Raw genomic sequence first — 23,072 nt, forward strand, 5'->3', positions numbered from 1 at the left:
TTATTTTTTAAGCAACAAAATATATTTTACCATAGCGGTCGCATCTTCTTTCGACAGCGTAGGATGCGGTGTCATTACCGCAGGTCCCCAATTGCCCGAGCCGCCCGAAATGATTTTATCAGCCAGCATCGAAACGGTCGAATCATCATTGGTGTACTTGTTGGCAATTTCGCGGAACGAAGGACCCACCAGCTTATCGTCCACCTTATGGCAGGCAGCGCAATCGCTTTTTGCTTCCAGTGCCAAACCTGCTTTGTAATCGGGATGCTGGCTGATGTCCACTGCTTCGGGCTCGGTAGTGGCTGCAGGCGCATCAGCAGTGGGTGCTGTTTCTGCCGGCGTTTTGCCCGCTTCGTTGGAGCCGCAGGCAACTAAAATGGAAAGTACAGTAAGGGTCAGGAAAACTTTTTTCATGAACAATTATTTAAGCTTAAAATTAATTAAATACCCAGCACCGAACGATTGAACTCCTCGCTGGAACCGGTTCCGGCAAAATCGTCAAAGGTTTTATCGGTGGTGCGGATGATGTGGTTTTTGATAAATACAGCGCCTTCTTTTGCACCATCTTCCGGATGCTTCATAGCACACTCCCACTCCATTACCGCCCAACCGGCAAAGTTGTATGCAGTGAGCTTGCTGAACACCGATTTGAAATCAACCTGTCCATCGCCCAGCGAACGGAACCTGCCGGCACGTTCTACCCAGCCCTGGTAACCGCCGTACACGCCTTGCTTTCCGGTGGGGTTGAATTCTGCGTCTTTCACATGGAATGCACGGATGCGCTCATGGTAATGGTCGATATATGCGAGGTAGTCGAGGCACTGCAATACAAAATGCGATGGATCATACAGCAAACATGCACGGGGATGGTTGTCTACTTCTTTCAAAAACATTTCATACGAAATGCCATCGTGCAGGTCTTCGCCGGGATGAATTTCGTAACATACATCCACGCCGCTTTCATCAAAAGCATCGAGGATTGGACGCCAGCGGTTGCCGAGTTCACGGAAGCCAGTTTCAACCAGACCAGCAGGACGTTGCGGCCAGGGATATACGGTAGGCCAAAGCAGCGCACCGCTGAATGTAGCATGCGCATTCAAGCCCAGGTTTTGCGACGCTTTTGCAGCCCATTTCAATTGCTGTACCGCCCACTCCTGCCTTGCCTTGGGATTGCCATGCACTTCTTTTGGAGCGAAGCCATCAAACAAGGCATCGTATGCAGGATGCACGGCCACCAACTGGCCTTGCAGGTGCGTTGAAAGTTCGGTGATCTCCAATCCTAATTCATTGATGGTTCCTTTCAGTTCGTCGGCGTAGGTTTTGCTTTCGGCTGCTTTTTGCAGGTCAATAATGTGCGATGCCCATGTAGGCAATTGCACACCAACAAAACCAAGATCGGCGGCCCATTTACAAATGCTTTTCAGATCATTAAACGGTGCCTGGTCGCCCAGAAACTGGGCAAGGAAAATACCCGGTCCTTTTATTGTTTTCATCTCTTTTAATTTAAAAGAAAGTAAAAAACCACAAAGGCACAAAGTAGCAAAGCCACACAAAGTAATGCTCTGTGTGACTTAATGCTTCCGTGTCTTTGTGGCTTGAAAATATTACACTTCAAATGTGGTCCACTTTTCATTGCTTTCGTGGCTGCGCACCACGTTGTCAATGAAAGCCATACCCCTGATGCCATCGTTCACCGATGGGAATTCAACCTGCTCGGTATCCACTTGCTCGCCGGTAATGCGTCCTTGCAAGGTGCGGGCAAAGTTGCGGTAGATGTTGCCGAATGCCTCCAAGTAACCTTCGGGGTGACCGCCCGGTGTGCGGGTATTCATTTTAGCAATCTCGCTATTGAATGCGGTGCCTGCACGATAGATCTCAGCAGGCTTGTTGAGCCATTTTACAATCAGTGTATTGGGCTCTTGCTGGTACCATTCAATACCGCCTTCTTCGCCGTATATTTTAATGGTCAAATTATTTTCTTCACCGGCAGCAACCTGTGTTGCGGTAAGCACACCAGTTGCACCGCCATCAAATTGCAGCAGCACGCCACCGTCATCATCCAGTGCACGGCCTTCCACAACAATATTAAGCGCTGCGCAAAGCTTGGAAACTTTTTGTCCCGTAATATATTCGGCAAGGTTGAATGCGTGGGTACCAATGTCGCCCATTGCGCCGGCTTTGCCCGAACGTTTGGGATCGGTGCGCCATGCGGCCTGTGCGTTTCCTTCACGTTCAGAAAGCTTGCTGAGCCAACCCTGGTGGTAAGAAACATATACTTTACGGATCTTACCAAACATGCCTTCTTTCACCATCTGGCGGGCTTGTTTTACCATTGGGTAACCCGTGTATGTATGCGTGAGGCAAAGTGTAAGGCCAGTTTCTTCTACTTTTTTTGCCAGTTGTTTTGCTTCGTCCAGCGAAACAGTAATGGGCTTTTCAATCACCACATGAAAGCCGCGGTCCAGCGCAGCCATGGCCGGTGCAAAATGCGCAAAGTTGGGTGTTACGATGGTAACGAAATCCATGCGCTTGTCTTCGGGCAGTGCGCTTTCTTTTTCCAGCATTTCCTCCCAGGTGGTGTAAATGCGGCTTTCTTCCAAAAAGAGCGAACGGCCGCTGTCGACAGCAATTTCCTGGTTGATGCTGAGTGCTCCGCAAACCAGCTCAATCAATCCGTCGGAATTGGCAGCAATGCGGTGAATGGCTCCAATGAAGGCATCCTTGCCTCCACCGATCATACCCATTCTAAGTTTTCTGTTCATCGTCATGGCGTTTAGGTATTCAGAAATTATGCGTGAATAAAGGCCATCATGCGCAAAATGTGAAAAATATTTGTCAACATAAATGGCGTGGAAAACTATTGCAAATAGCCCTGCAACGGTACAGGTTTTTAAAAATAAACATTTACATTTAACCACTCTTTTTTTCTTTCACCACCCTAACGTTTGCCTATTATGAAGCCGGTCAGCCGTAGCCATCTTTGCAGCATCAACTCCGTCGTACTCCTTTTCGCATCTTTCTAAAATAAACCTTCGATTAAAACGTATAACCAAATGAACGAGAACGTTAACAAAAGTGCCTTGTTTAACGGAAGTTGCTTTGCACTCATCACCACTGCTTTTACATTTTCCATTCGTGCAGGTATTCTTCCGCAATTAGGCGAACAGTTTGGTCTTTCTGCCGAACAACTTGGCTTCATCAACTCCATGTGGTTCCTTGGCTTTCCTATTTCCATGATCATTGGCGGACTGGTGTACCACACATTCGGCCCTAAGAACATCATGCTGGTGGCACTGGTTTGTCACACATTGGGTATCCTGCTCACTATCTATGCAGGCGGTTATTCCACCTTGCTTATTTCCACCTTATTTATTGGTATTGGTAACGGTTGTACCGAAGCAGCTTGTAACCCGATGATTGCCGACATGTATTCAGGTGTTAAGATGCAAAAGATGCTTTCCCGCTTCCACATGTGGTTCCCCGGCGGCATCCTGCTCGGTTCGCTCATTTCATTGGGTATGACCAGAATGGGCTTTGGCTGGCAGGCGCAAATGTGGGTAACAATGATCCCTACTGTTATTTATGCCGTTTTGTTTTTTGGAAAAACATTTCCGAAATCACAGATCGAAGATGCCAACTCGCTTTCCACCAATTTTAAAGCGATGCTGAGCCCGGTGTTTATATTCCTGTTTTTCGCCATGGCGTTGACCGCTATCTCCGAGTTCGGTCCTAACCAATGGGTAAGCATTATCTTGGTGGCCAGCGGCGCTGAGCCCCTGCTCATCCTGGCTTTGACATTTGGCATTGCTGCTGTAGGCCGCTGGTTTGCAGGCCCCGTAGTTGCCAGTTTGGGGCAAACCGGTGTGCTGCTTGCAGGCGCTGTTCTTACTGCCATTGGTATTTATATGTTCAGCACCATCACCGGCCCGATGACGTATGTTGCTGCAATTGTTTTCGCATTGGGCATCTGCTACTTCTGGCCCGTAATGATCGGTTCGGTGGCGCACCGTGTTCCAAAAAGCAGCGCATTGGGTATGTCTATTGTTGGTGGTGTAGGTATGTTTTCAACCGCCATTTGGCAGCCCATCATCGGTGGCTGGATTGACAGTGCCCGTGAAAAAAGCGCCGCGGCTGGTCTTACCGGCGATGCGCTGGAACTGGCAACCGGCCAGGACACTTTGATGAAGATGCTGGCGTTCCCTGCAATCCTCATCGTATTATTTACAATCTTTTTCTTCTGGCAAAAAAATACCAAGCGCATTACCGAAAGCGAAATGACCATGGCAGTGCACTAGTTATTTCACAAAGTATCTTGCCAGATACGCGTTGTTCTTTATTGTCGTTCCATCATTGAATTGTGCAATACAAAAATGTAATTCGTAATTCAGCTAAATGGCACAATACCATCGCAGAGATCTGATCAAACAGTTGGCTGCAGGAAGCCTTGCAGCTGTGGCATTACCCGGTTTTGCTGCTTCCTGCGCCAACTCTAAAACAAAACGTTTGAAAAATAATATCCAACATTCAGTTTGCCGCTGGACTTATGGCTTTATGCCGCTGGAGCAATTGTGCACCACGGTAAAAGACATCGGCATTGCGGCCATTGATTTGGTTGGTCCCAAAGACTGGCCAACACTTAAAAAGCACGGCATCTTCTCCAGCATGTGCAATGGTGCGGAAATAAGCCTCACCGAGGGTTGGAACGACCCGCAATACCACGACCGCCTCATCAAACAATACAACGAACACATCGACCTGGTAGCTGCAGCCGGCTACAAAAACCTGATTTGCTTTAGCGGCAACCGCAAGGGCATGGACGATGAAACCGGCATGAACAATTGTGCTACCGGTTTAAAAAAGATCATGGCGCATGCCGAGCAAAAAGGCGTAACGCTGATCATGGAGCTCCTCAACAGCAAGGTGGATCACGCCGATTATATGTGCGACCACACAGCGTGGGGCGTATCACTTTGTAAAAAAATCGGTTCCGAAAACTTCAAGTTGCTCTACGACATTTACCACATGCAGATCGATGAAGGCGATGTGATCCGAACGATCCAGCAGAGCCATCAGTGCATTGGTCATTACCACACCGGCGGTGTGCCGGGCCGCCACGAAATCGACGAGTCGCAGGAGTTGTATTACCCTGCCATCATCAAAGCCATTGTGCAAACCGGTTTCAAAGGATACCTGGCCCAAGAGTTTATCCCGGCGGCCGATGATAAAATTGCTTCATTAAGAAAGGCCATCAGCATCTGTGATGTTTGATAAAACAGTACATTCAACATCTGCTTTACCTCTTTTGTACACCTTATAACGATTACGCCATATGGCAACCAACGTTTACGACGCTATTGTAGTGGGCTCCGGCATCTCGGGTGGCTGGGCCGCCAAAGAACTCTGCGAAAAAGGCCTCAAAACCATCATGCTGGAGCGGGGCCGCGATGTTAAGCACGTGAAGGATTACGTCAGTGCCAACAAGGAATTGTGGCAGTTTCCGCACCGTGGAGGCCGCACCCAGCAAATGATCGAGGATTATCCCGTGCTGAAACGAGATTACCCGCTGAACGAAATGAACCTCGACTTTTGGGTAAATGAAAAAGAAAGTCCCTACACCGAAACCAAGCGGTTCGACTGGTTCCGTGGTTATCATGTAGGCGGCCGTTCGCTTACCTGGGGCCGGCAGAGCTACCGTTTTTCCGACCTCGATTTTGAAGCCAATGCAAAAGAAGGCATCGGCGTGGATTGGCCTATCCGCTACAAAGACATTGCGCCCTGGTACAGCTACGCAGAAAAATTTGCCGGCGTTAGCGGCAACCGCGATGGACTACCACAATTGCCCGATGGTGATTTTCAGCCACCCATGGAACTCAACTGCGTGGAAAAAGACGTTGCCGACCGCATTAAAGCGCATTGGAAAGGCCAGCGCCTGCTGACCATTGGCCGCACGGCAAATATTACCCAGCCACTGACGGGCCGCACCAATTGCCAGTACCGCAACAAATGCTGGCTGGGCTGCCCGTTTGGCGCATATTTCAGTACACAATCTTCTACCCTCCCAGCGGCAGAAAAAACAGGCAACCTGACGCTGCGCCCCTGGTCGATTGTAAAAGAAATTATTTACGATAAAGACACCGGCCTGGCCAAAGGTGTACGCATTGTAGATGCGCAGGACAATAAAACCTACGACTATTTTGCAAAAGTCATTTTCCTCAACGCCTCGGCAATGAACTCCACCTGGGTGCTGATGAACTCGGCCACCGACATTTGGCCCGACGGGTTGGGCAGCAGCAGCGGCGAGTTGGGCCACAACCTGATGGACCACCATTTCCGCCTCGGTGCATCCGGCCGTGCCGAAGGTTACGACGACAAATATTATTATGGCCGCCGGCCAAACGGCATTTATATTCCGCGTTTCCAAAACGTAGGCTCCGACAAACGCGACTATCTGCGTGGCTTTGGCTACCAGGGCAGCGCCAGCCGCCAGGGCTGGAACCGCGATGTGGCTGAAATGGCCATTGGCGGCGACTTTAAAGATGCGCTGGGCGAACCAGGGCCGTGGACCATGGGTATTACCGCCTTCGGCGAAATTTTGCCCTACCACGAAAATAGGATCAGCCTCGACAAAACGAAGAAAGATAAATGGGGTCTGCCGGTGCTTGCCATTGATGCTACTATCCGAGAGAACGAAGAAAAAATGCGCAAGGACATGACCGGCGAAGCTGTGGCCATGTTGGAAGCCGCCGGGCTGAAAGATGTGAAGCCTTTTGACAACACTTACTATATGGGCCAGGGCATCCATGAGATGGGCACTGCCCGCATGGGTCGCGACCCGAAAACATCGGTGCTCAATGGCAACAACCAGGTGTGGGATGCGCCCAATGTATTTTTAACAGATGGCGCCTGCATGACTTCTGCAGCTTGCGTAAACCCATCGCTTACTTATATGGCGCTGACCGCCCGTGCCGCCGACTACGCCGTAAAGGAGTTGAAAAAAGGAACATTTGATAAAGTGCGGCTGCAGGCATAAACCGCCTTTGGCAAATTAATTTTTGAAGTACAAATCAATTCTTGCTCGTAAATTCTAACGCCCAACAACCTTGTCATGAATAAAGAACAACAACCGCAAAACTCACGCAGGAGTTTTATCAAAAATGCGGGTTTGGCCGCAGCAGGTTTTTTTATTGTTCCCCGCCACGTTTTAGGCCGAGGCTTCCTGGCACCCAGCGACCGCTTAGTGGTAGCCGGCATCGGTGTAGGTGGCAAGGGTGAAAGTGACATCAACAGTTTTTTCAAAAGCGGCAAGGCCGACATCGGCTACCTTGTTGATGTGGACGACCGCCGTGCAGCCACTTCAGTAAAGCGTTTCCCTAAAGCAAAATATTACAAAGACTGGCGTGAGCTGTTCGACAAGGAATCAAAAAGCTTCGACGCGGTTTCTGTATCGACCCCCGATCATAACCACGCGGTGCAAACGCTGGCAGCAATGCAACTGGGTAAACACGTGTATGTGCAAAAGCCGCTGACCCACGACATTTACGAAGCCCGTGTGCTGACCGAAGCTGCAAAGCGCTACAAGGTGATTACGCAAATGGGCAACCAGGGTGCTTCCGGCGACGGCACCCGCCTGATGAAAGACTGGTTTGAAGCCGGCCTTATTGGCGATGTGCACACCATTTACTCCTGGACCGACCGCCCCGTGTGGCCGCAGGGTATTGAGTGGCCTAAAGCAAAAGCCGAAGTACCCAAAGAACTCGATTGGGACCTGTGGCTCGGTACTGCTCCCTACCGCGATTACATCGACAAACTGGTGCCTTTTAACTGGCGCGGCTGGTGGGAATACGGCACTGGCGCCCTCGGTGATATGGGTTGCCACATGTTGGAGCCGGCTTTCCGTGTGCTGGACCTGCGCTACGCAAAAGATGTACAGGCCTCGGTAGGCTCGGTGTATGTTGATGAATTCAAACGCGGTTATTTTCCTGAAAGCTTCCCTCCTTCTAGCCACGTTACGCTTACATTTCCGAAAACAGCCAAAACAAAAGGCGAGGTAAAAGTGCATTGGATGGATGGCGGTATACAGCCTGAACGGCCCGAAGAATTAGGACCAAACGAAGTGTTTGGCGACGGCGGAAACGGCACCCTATTTATCGGCACAAAAGGCAAAATGATGTGCGGAACCTATGGACAAAATCCGCAATTGCTGCCCACTTCCAAAACAAAAGAAACCAAAGTAAAACAGGTGGACCCTCGTGTTGCCGGCGGCGCTGAAGGGCATTATGCACAATGGGTGGAAGCCTGTATTGCCGGGCATGGCAAGGGCCAGGTAAGTTCACCATTTGAAGTGGCGGGCCCGCTGACCGAGCTGCTGTTGATGGCAAACCTCGCCATCCGGGCACACGACATCAGGAAGCCACTAGAAAACAACCGGTTCAGCTTCCCCGGTCGCGGCCTGAAACTGGTGTGGGACAATGCACAGATGAAAGTGACCAATTTCGACGATGTAAACCAATGGGTAAAACGCGAATACCGGCAAGGGTATAGTTTGAAAGCGTAGAAGAGGATGATGGATGATGGATGATTGTGATTATTAATTATTGAATTATTAATTACTGGTTAGCGGCGTTCAATTTCTTGCTACTTGCATTTGAAAGCCCAATAATCAATAATTAATAATTATTAATTATTGATCGTCGAAAACATACAACATTCACAATTTACCATTCACCTTTCACGCCTTTCAACCCAGATCAAAAACTTTAAAACACATTATCGTGAACAGAAGAGAAGCGGTACAACATATTGCCCTGTTATTGGGCGGCGCAATGGTGGGCTCCAGCGCCCTGCTGACCGGTTGTAAAACTGAAACCGGCAAACCCACCGAATGGAAACCCGAGGACATAGCTTACCTCGATGAAATCGCGGATACTATTTTACCTACAACCGGCACCCCCGGCGCTAAAGCAGCACAGGTTGGGCAGTTTATGACCGTGATGGTAAACGACTGCTACGAGGAACGCGACCAAAAAGTGTTCCGCGAGGGAATGGACAAACTGAATGCTTTGGCAAAAGACAAACACGACAACGTGTTTGTGCAATTGACTCCGCAGCAGCGCCATGAATTATTGGTGGCCCTCGATGCAGAGCAAAAAGATTACGCCGGAAAGAAAAAGCCCGAAGACCCGGCGCATTATTTCCGGATGATGAAAGAATTGACCCTGCTCGGGTATTTCACCTCCGAGATCGGCTCCACGCAAGCCCGCCGGCATATCCCCGTTCCCGGCAGTTACAAAGGCTGTGTGCCGTATCAAAAAGGCGAAAAAGCGTACACCTAAAGTATTTATCCCGTTAAATTCGAAAGCTGCTTTGCAATTTGCGAAGCAGCTTTTTTTGTGTGAACCCAAATGAAAAATGGCGTTGAAAACTTGCTGCGCAGCTGTTGTATATTTGCAGCCCCAAAGGGCACAACTATATGGTTAATTGTATTTGCATCAACGACGAGGGAAGGCCGGAGCAAATTGCGCCGGATAAATGGGTAAAAAAGGATGATCAATACCGCATTACCCATGTTTATTTTCATCCCAAACAAGGCATCCAGGGTTGCACGCTTTACGAAAAGCCATTGGATGAATCTTGTAAACCATTCGAAACATTCAAGCTTTCGCGTTTTGCTATTCACCACGACGACCTGGAGGCATTTATTGCACTGTGCCGCATGTGCACCGAACTGAATGATGTGGAGATTGAAAAACTGATCGAGGAATCTGAATTGCAGACTATTTAGAAGTATTCAATACTGAATAAAGAGGCCGCTCTAGTAAGCGGCTTCTTTATTTTGGGCAGCAGCCAATGGCTGTCTAATATTGAGCCGATACTGCAAAACACTTTCGCCATTGAGCACCACGTACAACCACTGAACTTGTGGCGAATGCACCACATACAAGTAGGCTACCCGGGCACCGTTTACCAAAAGTGGCTTTTCAGGATAGTTGCGCCAAACCGGGCCGGTGTGCCGCCGCGGGTCGCCAAAAGGCTGGTCCCAAACCTCCAGTTTTTTCTCCTGCTCGTACGTTTCCAATTCAATTAAAACAGTATCGCCCAAAGCCGCTTCGATAATGCCAATGGCCGGGCTAAAACTTTTGATTTGCTGGCGCACAAAAGATGTGTGCTTGAACGGCGTCTGCTGAAACTCCCGGATCAGCGGCTGGTCGGGCAGCAAGGTCCAGCCCGGATCCTCTGGGTAATGGTCGCGGATAAAAGATTGCGGATCAGCGAGGTAATAGCGGCTGTCCAACTGCCGAAAAAACTGGTCGCCGCGCATATTGGTAAAGCCGCTGGCCCAAGTAGCATCCAGCAAGTACCAAATGCTGTCGATGCGCACCGCGTTCCACGAATGATTGGCGCGGAAAAACCTTCCCTGACCGCCGCTGCCGGTTCGGGCATAACCATTAATCACCACCGCCTCCAGCCCGGCATGGTCACACAGCACCTTGAACAGCCGCGCATAGCCATCGCAAACGGCTTCGCCTTTTTGCAACACCAGTTCGGCCACCCGCTGGTCGAGCGGTGGCAAAACGGTGGAAGTATCGTCGTCTTCAAAATTACTTTGCTGGCGCCTGCTGCGGGTTGCGGCAAATGGGCCGGAAACTTTATAACTGATGTTGCCAGTGATCCAATAGAAAATGGCATCGGCCTTTTGGCGTTCGGTTTTGCTGTTCCGCGTCAGTTCATGTGCCAGCCGGGCCGCAGCTGAAGGTGCTTCTTGCGCCAGTGCGCTGTTGCAGAATAAACCCGTAAAAAATATGAAGAAGGCAAACCGCATTCCCAAAACACTATTTTTCCAACACACCAAAATTTACCAAAAAGGCGCAGCCACATTTAATTAAATGCCGCCAGAAAACGCATTAAGTGCAAGCGCAAAATTCAGCGCACCGGTTGATATTTTTCAGCGGGGCTGTATTAAAGTTAATAAAAAGATGTGCGGAAAATTGCGTTGTTACATTGGTCCCGGTTTTAGTCTGCCGTGTAAACGGGCACAACGCAAAAAACCACTTGAAACGATGCGTGATAAAAACGCATCATTTCAAGTGGTATAAATTATCTAACGCTCCGGAACGGTTTTTAGAAAGGGTTTAAATTTCCACCAACTCCTCCACCGGCTTCAACTTTGCATTGAATTGGCTTTGCCAACCAGCTACGGTTAGGCTCAGTTCGGCCAGCGTGGCTTGGTTACAATCTTTGCGGGAAAACTCGAGCCCCTCATGTGCGGGCACTACTTTAGCCACTACACCGAAGTTTTCGCGGATCAGGTGTTCTACCTCGCTTTTGGTAAACCAGCTTTTGATGCTGAGCACGCCCTGGTGGTGCACTTTCCGCACCAGTTCCAGCAGGGTACCGCCAGCCATTGGCCGGCTCAGTGAACGGTCTTCATTGGCATCAAAAATTTGCAGGGTAAGATAAGGGAAGCATTTGTTGAACCGGTATTGCAGGTCTCCAACGGTCCGCCAGTCATCTATTTCAAGCAACATGTCTTTAGCATTTAAGGTGAGTCAATGAATAACTGAATTGAGGCTTGGCTGTATGCCCCGTTCAATTGTATATAGCAAAATTGCCCCTGCTGAACTTCTTGTATGCTGATGTGCATCAACCGGCGGAAAGATTCAACTCATATGCGGTTATTACATTGGTTTTCAAACAAGTAATAGCAGTGTAAAACAAACATGTGATTATAGTCAGTGAGATACCCTGGCCTTGCTGACGCCAAAAAAGAAGCCCTGCCTCAACAGGCAGGGCCAAACAACTAACCCACTTTTTTCTAAAAAAGGAACAAAGAAAAAGTAGGATTCAAAAATAAGCCATTGCTATTTGCTAAAAAAATTAGTTTTTACCCTCCGCCTCTTCCGCCGGTTTCTGCGCCACTACCGGGGCTGCGCCCAGGCTTTCAAAATGCAATTTTATTTTTTTGTCGTTCTTTTCCGCAATGTCGATCAGGTCGTTGCCGTCCATGCCGTACACATGCACCACTGGGGCACCCTGCGGTACGTTTCCGATTTGAAACCGGTCTTTACCTCCTAAACCTTCCAAGTGCAGGTAACGCGTTTCACCTGCGGGGAAAAACCGGTTGTAACGCTGCAGGCCTTGCTTTCCGGCCTTATCCAATGCAAACACCTGCACCCGGATGCCGTTATTTTCTGGTGTAACGGTAAACAGTTCAGCTTTTTTTGTTCCCCAAACCTGCACCTCTGCAGCCACTTGTTTGTAATAATCCATCACGGGCCGCATCAGAGTGTTGCGCCTGCTTTTTAACCGGGATCTTAAAAAGTCGCCGCTTTTTGCCACAACCGGCGCAGGCATGCGGGCCACCGCCGCATCAATCACCGCATCGGAAAGCTGTGCCTGGAACTCTTCAATCACCTGGCGCCACTCTCCTGCATCTAAGTCGTTCAAAAAGATGGGATCAAATTCGCGACTTTTATAATTAAGGCTGGGCAGGCCTTTTGTCTTGGCCTTAAACCAGTTGAGGTGCTTCATTGCCACGGCTTTCCCAACCCGGGGAATAAGGCCGCTGCTTTGAAAAAAAGCCTGGTCGCGGTCACGCGGGATGGCGTAATAATATTTTGCCCCGGCCGAATCAAGGATGCCCCAGCGCCATTGGTCGGCATGGCGGTCCCAGTCGGCAATGAGCATGTCGAGGAGCCTTGCTTTCAAAACCTGGCGCTGCAGTATAAGCCGGTCTTCATCTTCGCCCAGTTTCTCCTGCGCAGTAGCGGTGCTTTTCGAGTCGGAATCATCCGTCGTGGGATTGCGTTTTTCCAAAAACACCACCTGGCCGGCAAATATTTTCTGGTGTTCGCCAAATGCGGGATCATCAGGAATATAAAACAGTTGTGGATCAGGTGCGGAAACACCGATGGCCTTGGCCATATGTGCTACCACCAATGGTGCATACGGATGTGCAGCCGAAATCATGTCTTGGACCAACGTTTGCGCCAGCGTACCGCGTAGCTTGGGAGGCAGCGCTTTTTCCACATCTTTATCTACGGTGCGCAGCACCCACTCCACCCCGGCTTTATCAACGAGTTGCAATGATTTTGTTTGTTGGCCGCCGCCCAACTCTGTGACCTTCAAACCTGAGGCTTTCAGGTCGAAGACCGGCATGCGCACCGGCGTACTCCAAACCTGCCGGTAATTATTTCCAATGAAAATGCGGCGCATGAGGGTGGGCTTGTATTTGGCGCTGGCCGCAACGGTAATAGAATCGGCCGCCGGACCCACGGGTTGGTGGGGGGTACCGGCAGGCGCCTGCAGCACGAGGGCCAGCAGCAAAAACATAAGTGAGCTTTTCAGGTAAAAAGCTGTTTCGATGCGTTGGGCCTTGCGCAGGCCCCGAATGAGGATATATTCGTTAAGCTTAGCCATTCTGTTTGTAGCTATACAAATGACTTGCCGGGCCCGCATTTCCCCAAAATTTTCAACGGCACTTTTTAAACACCACAATGCATTTTTATAAAACAACGCCATCGAAAGCCGACAAAACAACGTTTTGTGGCGGAGGCGTTACATTCGCTGCATGAAGATCAGTTTCTGGTCGGTGGGCAAAAGCCATGAGCCTTATGTGCTGCAGGGCATCGACAATTTTACCAAAAGGATCGGCAAATATTACCCGGTGGAATGGCAGATCATTGCGCCGCCAAAAAATTCGGGGCTGCTGCCTGAGGCTGAACTAAAGAAAAAGGAGGGTGCAATTGTGTTGCAGCTGCTACGGCCCGATGATTACCTGTGTGTGCTGGACGAGCGGGGCAAACCATTCCGGTCGGAAGGGCTGGCGCAGTTTATCCAGCAACGAGCCAATGAAAGTGTACGGCAAGTGGTGTTTTTGATTGGTGGTGCTTACGGACTTGACGAAGCAGTACTGCAAAAAGCAAAACACCAATGGTCACTTTCGCAATTGACATTTCCACATCAGTTGGTACGGCTTATCTTAGCCGAGCAGGTGTATCGTGCCTGCACCATTTTGCGCAACGAAAAATACCACCACGAGTAACCAGGCGTGGATTAAGATTTTCCTGCGGCAAATAATGGTTTTGCGCTTTTCAATTAAACACAAGTACAGGTTTAAATACGTTTCATGTTTTCCATCACCATCATTATCCTGATCATTACCTGCCTCGTTTCGTTTGGCGCATTTAATAACCAAAAAATCATGAACGACCTGATCTTTTACCCGCCTGCAGTGCAGCAGGGACAGTGGTACCGGTTTTTTACCTGTGGGTTGATCCATGCTGATATTGGCCACCTGGCGTTCAACATGATCTCGCTGTATTTTTTTGGTGAAGGTGTGGAGCGGGCCTTTTCCGCGATAATGGGTGACCTCGGCAAATGGGTGTTCCTGATCTTATATTTATCGGCACTGGTGGCATCGTTGTTACCCACTTACTTGAAAAATAAAGACAACCATTATTACCGGAGCTTAGGTGCTTCCGGCGCAGTTAGTGCCGTTATTTTTTCCGGCTTGCTGTTGGCGCCCGGCTCAAGCGTTTATTTGTTTCTCATCCCGATTCCCATTCCCGGGTTCATTTTTGCGCCGCTCTATCTCCTTATTTCAATTTACCTCGACCGCCGTGGCGATTCCAACATCAACCACTCAGCGCATATCTGGGGAGCAGTTTACGGTCTTGCTTTTACCTTGGTTGCCAGCTACGCTGTGGGTTTCGATGTGTTCGGTTATTTTATTTTGGGCGTGCAAGATTACCTGCAGAATCTTGGACAATAGCGATTTTTATAACTTGTTTTGTTTGCGCAGTAATTTTAAAACGGTCGTCAATACGGTGGCCGGCAACCCACGCAATGCGGTTGCCCGATTGCAATATCCATACGGCGTCTTTAATTTGTTTCGAAAGCTTTTGGCTGCTTAAAAAGCGGGCTACTTTTTTCTTTTTCCCCAGGCCCAACGGGTAAAAATAATCGCCTTGTTTGAGGCGGCGCAGCATCAGTGAAGCGTCAATTTTGGCTGCATCTAAAAATGCGATATGCGCAGGTGCTTCAAGGATTTTCGGCACTGCACAATGCTGCCAAAAAATGCTGCCACCTTCGAAATGAATGGTTCCCTTTTCGCCTTCCAACAAAACAATGCTTTGCGCCGCGGCTTGCAGCGGTGCAATAATAATCCAGGCACGGTGGCGCAACACCTGGTGGGTTGCGGAGCGTACATACTTGCCGGTTTCACTGGCAAGCAAATGCACCACATCGCCGGTTTGTGCCGGCCGAAACCCATACTCCTTTAGTATTTCATAAACAATGGTGTTCAGCGGTTGCACCCTTGCCAGTTTCAGCACCGGTATGTGCACTTCTGCACCTTTATATTCCAGCAACGCTTTTCTGTGTGAATCCACCGCCTGTTGATATAACAATTCTGCTTCGTAAAATTTTGGAATGCTGTCGCCAATGTTATCAAGGGCCTGTGGCATTTTTTGCGCAACAATGGGCAGCAATTCTTTCCGGAAAAAATTACGGGTGTACTTGGTGCTGGCGTTACTGCTGTCTTCTACCCACTGTAGTTTATTGGCCTGGGCAAATGTTTCCAATTCGCTGCGCCTAGCAAAAAGCAGCGGCCGCACTACCTTATTTTTTTTTGGTAAAATGCCCCGCAAACCACTGATGCCAGTGCCTTTGAAAAAATGCATCGCCACCGTTTCGATGTTATCATCGAGGTGGTGCGCAGTGAGCAGGTATTGGTGCTTTAATAAAGAGTTGCTTCCTACTTTTTGTGATGCAGAATGGCTTGAAGCTCCTTCATTTGAAACCAATTGCCACTGCCCGTCACCTTCTTCCCATTCCGATTGCAGCAATTCATCAAACCAGGCATAGCGCAGCTTTCGTGCAGCCTCTTGGATGGAAAGTTTTTGCTCCGCAGCATAAGCCTCGGTTTGAAAACTTTTTACCAGGATTGGCACAGCATATTGTTTTGCCAATTGGCGCACAAATGATTCATCCCGCATGCTTTCATCGCCACGCAATCCGAAATTGCAATGGGCAACAGAAAAAGAAAATCCCGAACGGTAGCATAAGGCACACAATACCGACGAATCAAGGCCGCCACTAACGGCGATGAGTAACCGGTCTTTAGCGTGGAATAACTGGTGCGTTCTAATGTAATCGGTAAACTTTCGTTGCAGGTCGGGGCTGGCCAAGATCAAAAAGTTAAGTCTTCGTATGCAGAACGCAGTTCGCTGTAAGCATGGTTGTCGCCGGCCTTCTTCGCCATTTCCATACCTTTCTCATAAGCAGCAATAGCAGCATCAGTGGCGCCATTGCGCTCCAGCAATTTTGCCAGATGATAATAGGAACCAATGTAATTTTCGTCGCGTTGCAGCAATTGTTCAAACAGAACCCTTGCTGCCGCATCGTTGCCCAATTTAATATGCTCCAACGCCAACGCATGTTGCACAAAACTATCTTCCGGGTTGACCGCTAAAAATTCCTGCAACTTCGCCATTCTGTCCATTATCTATTGGGGTGTCCTGCTTTGAGATTATTTTTGACGCAGCGTATTTTTTCCTAATTTAGTTGCATAAACAACTATATAAAAAACATTGCTGCATGAAAATACTGGTTTGCATCAGTAAGACACCGGACACCACGGCAAAAATAGCCTTCACCGACAACAACACGAAATTTGCCGAGGCGGGTGTTCAATGGATCATCAATCCGTACGACGAATGGTATGCACTGGTTAAAGCCCTTGAACTAAAGGAAGCCGACGCATCGATTACGCTGCACCTGCTGCATGTAGGCGGCACCGACAGCGAGCCGGTGATCCGCAAAGCGCTGGCGCTTGGTGGCGACGAAGCTATCCGTGTAAACGCAGTGCCTACCGATTCATATTCCGTAGCGGCGCAAATTGCAGCCGTTGCTAAAGATGGTGGTTACGACCTCATTTTTACCGGTAAAGAAACCATCGATTACAACAACGGCGTGATTGGCGGCATGGTTGCCGAAATGCTGGACCTCCCCTACATTGCGCTGGCCACTTCTTTCCAGTTGGCAGGTACAACCGCTACCGTTAAGCGAGAAATTGAAGGCGGCGAAGAAACCGTGGAAGTGCAACTGCCGGTAGTGGTAAGCTGCCAAAAAGGAATGGCCGAGGCCCGCATCCCCAATATGCGCGGCATCATGGCGGCCCGCACCAAACCACTGCGTGTGGTGGAACCGGTTGCTGCCGAAAACTACACTGAGGTTGCCGAGTTTGGCTTGCCCCCTGCAAAGGCTGGCGTTAAACTGGTGTCGCCCGACAACGTGGAAGAACTGGTGCGCCTGCTCCACGAAGAAGCACGGGTGATTTAACCCAACGGATCTACTAAAAAAATTAACCAGTGCGGATGCGCATGATTGTCGTCGGCACAGGCATAACCAACAGCTGTTGCGAACCAATAGCTTTTAAAAATAACTAAATGAGCGTTTTAATATTTATAGACCTGGTGGATGGCCAGGTAAAAAAAGCGGCACACGAAGCCCTTACTTATGGCGCCAAACTGGCTGCGCAAATGGGCACAACTGCCGAAGGTGTGGTGCTGGGCAGCGAAGTAAGTTCTGACCTGGGCGAACTTGGTGCACATGGCGTTGCCAAAATTCACCAGGTAAGCGGCGATGGTTTCAAGGAAGGCGATGCGCAAGTGTTTGCAAAAGTAGTGGCTGATGTAGCAGAAGCTACCGGCGCCGATGTGGTTGTATTTTCCAACAACACCAGCGGCAAAGCCATTGCACCGCGGGTAGCAGTTCGGCTAAAGGCCGGACTGGTTTCCGGTGCTGTTGCACTGCCCGAAACAGACGGCAGTTTCTTGGTGCGTAAAAATGTGTTTTCGGGAAAAGCATTTGCCAAGGTTTCGGTGAAAACCGCCAAAAAGGTAATTGCACTGAACGTAAACAGTTTTACCATTGAAAATGGCGACGGCAAGGCCGAGGTTGTTCCATTCCGGGCCGAAGTACCCACTTCGAAAATAAAAGTGATTGGTTCCAATAAAACTACCGGCAAAGTATCACTCACCGAAGCCGAAGTGGTGGTGAGTGCAGGCCGCGGCATGAAAGGGCCCGAAAACTGGGGTATTGTAGAAGACCTGGCTACGGCTCTGGATGCAGCACTTGCTTGCAGTCGACCTGTAGCCGATGCGCATTGGCGGCCGCACAACGAGCACGTAGGCCAAACCGGTGTGGCCATTGCCCCCAACCTCTACGTTGCGGTGGGTATATCCGGTGCCATCCAACACTTGGCCGGTGTTAACCGCAGCAAGGTGATCGTGGTGATCAACAAAGATCCTGAAGCACCGTTTTTCAAGGCTGCAGACTATGGCATTGTAGGCGATGTTTTTGAAGTGTTGCCGAAATTTACCGAGGCCGTGAAAAAAGTAAAAGGAGTAGCATAGATTTTGTTTGTAAAAATGCCACCCATGAGCAGGGTGGCATTTTTATTTATATATAGCGTAGGTTTGTACCCTTGCAAAAAATGGATTTTACCGACATTTTAGCTTCGAAGTATGAAGAAAATAGAACTGGAAATTGTGGCGCTTTCGCATAGCATTACCCAAACACATTCCTACGCAGTGGTGTTGGGCGAAGTAAACGGCCTGCGCCGGCTGCCCATTGTTATTGGTGGATTTGAAGCTCAGGCAATTGCAGTGGCGCTGGAAAAAATGCAACCCAGCCGCCCCCTCACCCACGACCTGATGAAGAATTTCATGAATGCGTTTAATATCGAGCTGCACGAGGTGATCATTACTGACCTGCAGGAAGGCATTTTTTACTCAAAACTCGTGTGCACCTCCGAACACGACACCATTGAAATTGACAGCCGCACTTCCGATGCGCTGGCCCTGGCCGTTCGGTTTGGCTGCCCCGTTTATACCTATGAGCATATCCTGGAAAGTGCCGGCATTATGATGGAAGATACCGCCGCTTCTAAAAAACGCAAGGAAGGCAGCGCCGTGGAGCAAAGTAAAAGCGACACGGATGATTTGAAAAGCCTGTCGCTGGAAGCACTGAACAAACTGCTCAACGAAGTGTTGGAGCAGGAAGATTATATCAAGGCAATTGCGATTCGGGATGAGATCAACAGCCGCAATCGCTGATTGAAGGATTGGGCGGGATGTTCGGGATTAGTTTTAATTGATGGATTGTCATCTTTCAAACAAAAAATCTTACAGTTAAACGTTTTGAACATCTACTTTATCGATTCACACCCTGTACTTTTTTAAACATTCCGATCCATCAAATCAAATCTTGCTCATTCTGCACCTCATTTAATCCGCGGTTTTGGTACTTTTTCCCAATTGCAAAATAAACCTGGGCCTGCATATTGTGGGCAAACGGTCGGATGGTTTTCACGACCTGGAGACCATTTTTTACCCACTGCCCCTGTACGATGCGCTGGAAGTGGTGCACATTAAAGACAGTGCCACTACGCTCCATGTAACCGGCATCACCATCGACGCACATGCAGAAGATAACATTTGCATGAAAGCTTACCGGCTGTTGCAACAAACGCATCAACTACCCGCAGTGCAAATTCACCTGCATAAAAACATTCCATCCGGTGCCGGCCTGGGTGGCGGTTCGGCCGATGGCGCATTTATGCTGCAGTTGCTGAATAAGAAATTTGCTTTAGGATTGAGCAGCGAACAGTTGATGGAACTATCGCTGCAACTCGGTTCCGATTGCCCGTTTTTTATTTACAACCAACCTTGTTTTGCATTGGGCCGCGGCGAACAAATGCAGCCTGTTACACTTAATCTTTCGGCCTATACCATCATTTTAGTGAACCCGAAAATTCACATCAACACCGGCTGGGCGTTTGCACAATTGCAGCCGAATCGGCAGCACAACAACCTACTGCAAGTAGCGCAACAACCGGTCGAAACTTGGCGTGCTGATATGACGAATGATTTTGAGGTACCGGTTTTTGCAGCTTATCCCGAAATAGCCAAGATCAAAGAAACGCTGTATAATGCAGGTGCTGCATATGCTTCAATGACGGGCACCGGTTCAACCGTGTTCGCGCTATTTGACAAAAACACCACTCCGGCTTTCCATTTTCCCCTCTATTATTTTGTGCAAACATTGGTGCACGCTGAGAGTTAAATGCAGCTTCTTTCAATGACCATTTCTCTTTGGTTTCCTGTAAAATGGATGAATGCAAACGGCAAATTATTACCCGCGGTGGCTCGAATGCAGCTGCAGCTGTTCTGCTAACAGCGGGTTCTGTATCTTTGCGCCGCTATGGAAATCTATAAGGAGTTTTCGTTCGATTCAGCCCATTTTTTACCCAACGTGCCCGAAGGGCATAAATGCAAGAACATGCACGGCCATACCTACAAGCTTAAAGTGTTTGTTCAGGGTGAGGTGCATCCGCATTATGGCTGGATCATGGACTTCAAGGAATTGAAAGACGCCATAGCGCCATTGATCGATCAGCTGGACCACAAATTGATCAACGACATCCCCGGGCTGGAAAATCCTACAGCAGAGAACATCACCGTTTGGATCTGGAACCAATTAAAAGAAGTGGTGCCGCAACTAAGCCGCATCGAATTGTATGAAACGCCCACTACCGGCGTTATTTACAGCGGCTTCTAGCAAATTTTGTTTTAAGCAAAATCATTCCACGGCAGTCAATTGAAGCAGGTCTTCCAGATCCAGCGGGTCGGTCATCATCTGCAAGTTGCCTGCGCTGTCAACCGGCCATTCGTCGCGGGGCCGGTCCCAGTACAACTCAATGCCGTTGCCATCCGGGTCGTTCATATAGAGCGCTTCCGAAACGCCATGATCCGAAGCACCTGTCAATGGATAGCCCACATGTAAAAGGTTGCGCAGTACCTGCGACAAATCTTTACGCTCAGGGTAAACAATGGCTGCATGGTACAACCCGGCACTTTTCGTTGGCGCCGGCCCCGTATCTCTCGAATGCCAGGTGTTGAGCCCAATATGGTGGTGATAGCCGCCAGCAGAAAGGAACACAGCGGCATCGCCATAATACTGCATCACTTCAAAACCCAATAAATCGCGGTAAAAAGCCAATGCCTTTTCTAAATTGGTCACCTTAAGGTGCACATGCCCGATATGGGTGCCGGCCGGTATTTTGTAGTCCATGCGGTAAATTGTAAATTGCAACAATCTACAATTTACAGCGGATGTTTCAAATGGCGTTTTTGGCGCAAAACCTCGATCTCCTCAATCACTGACGCCAGTCGGTTCCTACCCTCCTGCCCCGTTATTTTTATGTAAACATATGCTGCTATTGCCGCGATCGCATGGTGCATGCAGCTATGTACAAACCGACCATTTATGACCCAAGCAACATACAGATCATCCTACTACCTGGAACTTGAAGAAAAATATGGCGCCCACAATTACCATCCGCTGCCTGTCGTGCTTGAACGCGGCCTTGGCGTGCACTTGTGGGACGTGGAAGGCGCAGAGTATTACGATTTTTTAAGTGGCTATTCGGCCGTAAACCAGGGCCACTGCCACCCCAAAATAATTGAAGCACTGACTAACCAGGCGCAGCGCCTGACACTCACCAGCAGGGCATTTCACAGCAGCCTGTTGGGCGAGTTTTCGCAATACATCACCGCTTTGTTTGGTTACAATAAAGTGCTGCCCATGAACAGTGGTGCAGAGGCTGTGGAAACAGCTTTAAAGCTTTGCCGCCGTTGGGCTTACAGGGTAAAAGGTATTGCGGAAGGGAGTGCAAAGATCATCGTGTGCAGCAACAATTTTCATGGCCGCACCAGCACCATTATTTCATTTAGCACCGATCCATCTTCTTACAAACAGTTTGGGCCGTTTATGCCGGGTTTTGTACAAATTCCATACAACGATTTGGCAGCGCTGGCAACAGCACTCAGAGACCCGGATGTAGCCGGCTTTTTAGTGGAACCGATCCAGGGCGAAGCCGGCGTGGTAGTGCCCGACGACGGATACCTGGCAACTGCGCGGCAGCTTTGTACCGATGCCAACGTGTTGCTCATTGCCGACGAAATACAGACCGGCTTGTGCCGTACCGGTAAAATGCTGGCTTGCGACCATGAAGATGTTCGGCCGGATGTAGTCATTTTGGGAAAAGCATTGAGCGGCGGCGTAATGCCCATCAGTGCAGTGCTGGCCGACGATCCGATCATGCTGACCATCGGGCCGGGCGAACATGGTTCTACCTTTGGCGGCAACCCGCTGGCCTGTGCTGTAGCAATGGCCAGTTTGCAGGTGTTGGTGGACGAAGACCTTGCAGTGCAATCAGAAGTGCTGGGTGATTATTTCCGCAAAAAGCTGGAAGATTTGCAATCGCCATTTATTAGCGAAGTGCGGGGGAAAGGATTACTCAATGCAATAAAGATCGATCACCCGGATAAAGATGCAGCATGGAAACTTTGCCTGCGCATGAAGGAAAATGGATTGCTGGCAAAGCCCACTCACAGCGATAAAATAAGACTGGCTCCGCCACTCGTAATTACGAAAGAACAATTGGATGATGCCATCAAAATCATCAACAAAAGTCTTGAAGTACTGAAATAAAAAAACCGGCGTTTGCCGGTTTTTTTATGATGCAACATGCGTTATTTCTTTTCAGGATTTACTGGTGAATACAACAAGCCGGCAAGCAACAGCACACTGGCTATGATGGTGAGGTAAAGCCCGTACAATTTATCGGGGCAAATGCCAGCCGTACAGCGATACACGTATAAATGTGAAGCTGCAAATGCAAGGTTGATCATGGCCACCACAATGGCAAACAACATGCTCCAGTTTTTCCGGATCAGGATCATGATGATGCAGATAACAGCAAAATAAATATGACCACGGCCACGTGGCCCGTAGTTGAGGCCCATATCATTGGTGCCGGGCAGCGTAAGGTTTGCAGCCTCAATATATACCCAAGGCAAAAAGCTAAACCCGATCAACAATAAGGCTGCACCAACTGCCAGCCATCTTCTCCATTCCATGTTGCAAATATACAGGTACCGCACCTTTCAGCGGGGTTGTAAATGTTTCAGCGACTTTATTTACCCGCATAAAAAAAGCCTGCTGCA

25 protein-coding genes are annotated in these 23,072 nt (G+C 49.2%); 15 read left to right on the plus strand and 10 right to left on the minus strand.

All coding sequences use genetic code 11. The annotated features are described in order from the left end of the window. The 3 genes from DRJ53_RS03325 to DRJ53_RS03335 all read right to left on the minus strand — a co-directional run bounded on the left by DRJ53_RS03325 (position 1) and on the right by DRJ53_RS03335 (position 2,762). Positions 1 to 414, minus strand: a complete 414-nt coding sequence (locus DRJ53_RS03325) for a c-type cytochrome (protein WP_114234136.1) — start codon at positions 412 to 414, stop codon at positions 1 to 3. 26 nt (positions 415 to 440) lie between these two features. Continuing rightward, on the minus strand, positions 441 to 1,493 hold the full coding sequence (locus DRJ53_RS03330; RefSeq protein WP_114234137.1) for a sugar phosphate isomerase/epimerase family protein: 1,053 nt from the start codon (positions 1,491 to 1,493) through the stop codon (positions 441 to 443). A 111-nt stretch (positions 1,494 to 1,604) separates the two neighbouring features. Then, positions 1,605 to 2,762 (minus strand): Gfo/Idh/MocA family protein, encoded by a 1,158-nt coding sequence (locus tag DRJ53_RS03335; protein ID WP_114234138.1) that lies wholly within the window; start codon positions 2,760 to 2,762, stop codon positions 1,605 to 1,607. Positions 2,763 to 3,053: 291 nt separating this feature from the next. On the opposite strand from DRJ53_RS03335, the gene DRJ53_RS03340 reads away from it, so the two are divergent. The 6 genes from DRJ53_RS03340 to DRJ53_RS03365 all read left to right on the plus strand — a co-directional run bounded on the left by DRJ53_RS03340 (position 3,054) and on the right by DRJ53_RS03365 (position 9,781). Next, positions 3,054 to 4,295 (plus strand): MFS transporter, encoded by a 1,242-nt coding sequence (locus DRJ53_RS03340; RefSeq protein WP_114234139.1) that lies wholly within the window; start codon positions 3,054 to 3,056, stop codon positions 4,293 to 4,295. 208 nt (positions 4,296 to 4,503) lie between these two features. Then, entirely contained in the window at positions 4,504 to 5,268 is a 765-nt protein-coding gene (locus DRJ53_RS03345; protein WP_338323174.1) for a hydroxypyruvate isomerase family protein, read from the plus strand. 61 nt (positions 5,269 to 5,329) lie between these two features. After that, positions 5,330 to 7,030, plus strand: coding sequence for a GMC oxidoreductase (locus DRJ53_RS03350; protein WP_114234141.1), 1,701 nt, complete (start codon positions 5,330 to 5,332; stop codon positions 7,028 to 7,030). Between the two features lie 75 nt (positions 7,031 to 7,105). Further along, positions 7,106 to 8,554, plus strand: a complete 1,449-nt coding sequence (locus tag DRJ53_RS03355; RefSeq protein WP_114234142.1) for a Gfo/Idh/MocA family protein — start codon at positions 7,106 to 7,108, stop codon at positions 8,552 to 8,554. A gap of 217 nt (positions 8,555 to 8,771) precedes the next feature. Continuing rightward, positions 8,772 to 9,332, plus strand: coding sequence for a gluconate 2-dehydrogenase subunit 3 family protein (locus tag DRJ53_RS03360; RefSeq protein WP_114234143.1), 561 nt, complete (start codon positions 8,772 to 8,774; stop codon positions 9,330 to 9,332). 137 nt (positions 9,333 to 9,469) lie between these two features. Continuing rightward, positions 9,470 to 9,781: a hypothetical protein gene (locus tag DRJ53_RS03365; protein ID WP_114234144.1), complete on the plus strand. Its 312-nt coding sequence runs from the start codon at positions 9,470 to 9,472 to the stop codon at positions 9,779 to 9,781. A gap of 30 nt (positions 9,782 to 9,811) precedes the next feature. On the opposite strand, the gene DRJ53_RS03370 is transcribed toward DRJ53_RS03365, so the two are convergent. Next, complete coding sequence (locus tag DRJ53_RS03370; RefSeq protein ID WP_114234145.1) at positions 9,812 to 10,819, minus strand: transglutaminase domain-containing protein; 1,008 nt, start codon at positions 10,817 to 10,819, stop codon at positions 9,812 to 9,814. Between the two features lie 64 nt (positions 10,820 to 10,883). Between DRJ53_RS03370 and DRJ53_RS03375 the strand changes: the two genes are divergently transcribed. Further along, the gene (locus DRJ53_RS03375; RefSeq protein WP_114234146.1) at positions 10,884 to 11,093 is read left to right on the plus strand and encodes a hypothetical protein; all 210 of its coding nucleotides are present in this window, start codon (positions 10,884 to 10,886) and stop codon (positions 11,091 to 11,093) included. A gap of 36 nt (positions 11,094 to 11,129) precedes the next feature. Here DRJ53_RS03375 and DRJ53_RS03380 read toward each other — a convergent pair whose 3' ends face one another. Beyond that, positions 11,130 to 11,525, minus strand: a complete 396-nt coding sequence (locus DRJ53_RS03380) for a hypothetical protein (RefSeq protein WP_114234147.1) — start codon at positions 11,523 to 11,525, stop codon at positions 11,130 to 11,132. Positions 11,526 to 11,874: 349 nt separating this feature from the next. Continuing rightward, positions 11,875 to 13,416 carry a hypothetical protein gene (locus DRJ53_RS03385; RefSeq protein ID WP_123893337.1) on the minus strand — a complete coding sequence of 514 codons (1,542 nt, stop codon included), beginning with the start codon at positions 13,414 to 13,416 and terminating at the stop codon, positions 11,875 to 11,877. A 151-nt stretch (positions 13,417 to 13,567) separates the two neighbouring features. Here DRJ53_RS03385 and DRJ53_RS03390 point away from each other — a divergent pair, with 151 nt between their 5' ends. After that, positions 13,568 to 14,041 (plus strand): 23S rRNA (pseudouridine(1915)-N(3))-methyltransferase RlmH, encoded by a 474-nt coding sequence (locus DRJ53_RS03390; protein WP_114234149.1) that lies wholly within the window; start codon positions 13,568 to 13,570, stop codon positions 14,039 to 14,041. An 84-nt stretch (positions 14,042 to 14,125) separates the two neighbouring features. Continuing rightward, entirely contained in the window at positions 14,126 to 14,770 is a 645-nt protein-coding gene (locus DRJ53_RS03395; RefSeq protein ID WP_114234150.1) for a rhomboid family intramembrane serine protease, read from the plus strand. Here DRJ53_RS03395 and tilS read toward each other — a convergent pair. Further along, positions 14,727 to 16,187: a tRNA lysidine(34) synthetase TilS gene (gene tilS, locus DRJ53_RS03400; protein WP_241558442.1), complete on the minus strand. Its 1,461-nt coding sequence runs from the start codon at positions 16,185 to 16,187 to the stop codon at positions 14,727 to 14,729. The two genes, DRJ53_RS03395 and tilS, sit on opposite strands and share 44 nt — an antisense overlap. A 2-nt stretch (positions 16,188 to 16,189) precedes the next feature. Then, complete coding sequence (locus DRJ53_RS03405; protein ID WP_241558443.1) at positions 16,190 to 16,492, minus strand: hypothetical protein; 303 nt, start codon at positions 16,490 to 16,492, stop codon at positions 16,190 to 16,192. A 104-nt stretch (positions 16,493 to 16,596) separates the two neighbouring features. Between DRJ53_RS03405 and DRJ53_RS03410 the strand changes: the two genes are divergently transcribed. The 5 genes from DRJ53_RS03410 (at position 16,597) to queD (ending at position 20,622) form a co-directional block, all read left to right on the plus strand. After that, positions 16,597 to 17,340 carry an electron transfer flavoprotein subunit beta/FixA family protein gene (locus DRJ53_RS03410; RefSeq protein ID WP_114234152.1) on the plus strand — a complete coding sequence of 248 codons (744 nt, stop codon included), beginning with the start codon at positions 16,597 to 16,599 and terminating at the stop codon, positions 17,338 to 17,340. Positions 17,341 to 17,447: 107 nt separating this feature from the next. Beyond that, positions 17,448 to 18,416 carry an electron transfer flavoprotein subunit alpha/FixB family protein gene (locus DRJ53_RS03415; protein WP_114234153.1) on the plus strand — a complete coding sequence of 323 codons (969 nt, stop codon included), beginning with the start codon at positions 17,448 to 17,450 and terminating at the stop codon, positions 18,414 to 18,416. Between the two features lie 111 nt (positions 18,417 to 18,527). After that, positions 18,528 to 19,118 carry a bifunctional nuclease family protein gene (locus DRJ53_RS03420; RefSeq protein ID WP_114234154.1) on the plus strand — a complete coding sequence of 197 codons (591 nt, stop codon included), beginning with the start codon at positions 18,528 to 18,530 and terminating at the stop codon, positions 19,116 to 19,118. 184 nt (positions 19,119 to 19,302) lie between these two features. After that, positions 19,303 to 20,127 (plus strand): 4-(cytidine 5'-diphospho)-2-C-methyl-D-erythritol kinase, encoded by an 825-nt coding sequence (gene ispE, locus DRJ53_RS03425; RefSeq protein WP_114234155.1) that lies wholly within the window; start codon positions 19,303 to 19,305, stop codon positions 20,125 to 20,127. Between the two features lie 138 nt (positions 20,128 to 20,265). After that, positions 20,266 to 20,622, plus strand: coding sequence for a 6-carboxytetrahydropterin synthase QueD (gene queD / locus DRJ53_RS03430; protein WP_114234156.1), 357 nt, complete (start codon positions 20,266 to 20,268; stop codon positions 20,620 to 20,622). Positions 20,623 to 20,643: 21 nt separating this feature from the next. Here queD and DRJ53_RS03435 read toward each other — a convergent pair whose 3' ends face one another. After that, a complete protein-coding gene (locus DRJ53_RS03435) occupies positions 20,644 to 21,135 on the minus strand; it encodes a VOC family protein (RefSeq protein ID WP_114234438.1) in 492 nt (163 codons plus the stop codon). Positions 21,136 to 21,330: 195 nt separating this feature from the next. On the opposite strand from DRJ53_RS03435, the gene rocD reads away from it, so the two are divergent. Beyond that, positions 21,331 to 22,557 carry an ornithine--oxo-acid transaminase gene (rocD, locus tag DRJ53_RS03440; RefSeq protein WP_114234439.1) on the plus strand — a complete coding sequence of 409 codons (1,227 nt, stop codon included), beginning with the start codon at positions 21,331 to 21,333 and terminating at the stop codon, positions 22,555 to 22,557. A gap of 41 nt (positions 22,558 to 22,598) precedes the next feature. Here rocD and DRJ53_RS03445 read toward each other — a convergent pair whose 3' ends face one another. Next, positions 22,599 to 22,985 carry a hypothetical protein gene (locus DRJ53_RS03445; RefSeq protein ID WP_114234157.1) on the minus strand — a complete coding sequence of 129 codons (387 nt, stop codon included), beginning with the start codon at positions 22,983 to 22,985 and terminating at the stop codon, positions 22,599 to 22,601. Positions 22,986 to 23,072: the final 87 nt, after the last annotated feature.

This window comes from Paracnuella aquatica (genome assembly GCF_003332885.2).
In the GTDB taxonomy this organism is placed as follows: Bacteria; Bacteroidota; Bacteroidia; order Chitinophagales; family Chitinophagaceae; genus Flavisolibacter; species Flavisolibacter aquaticus.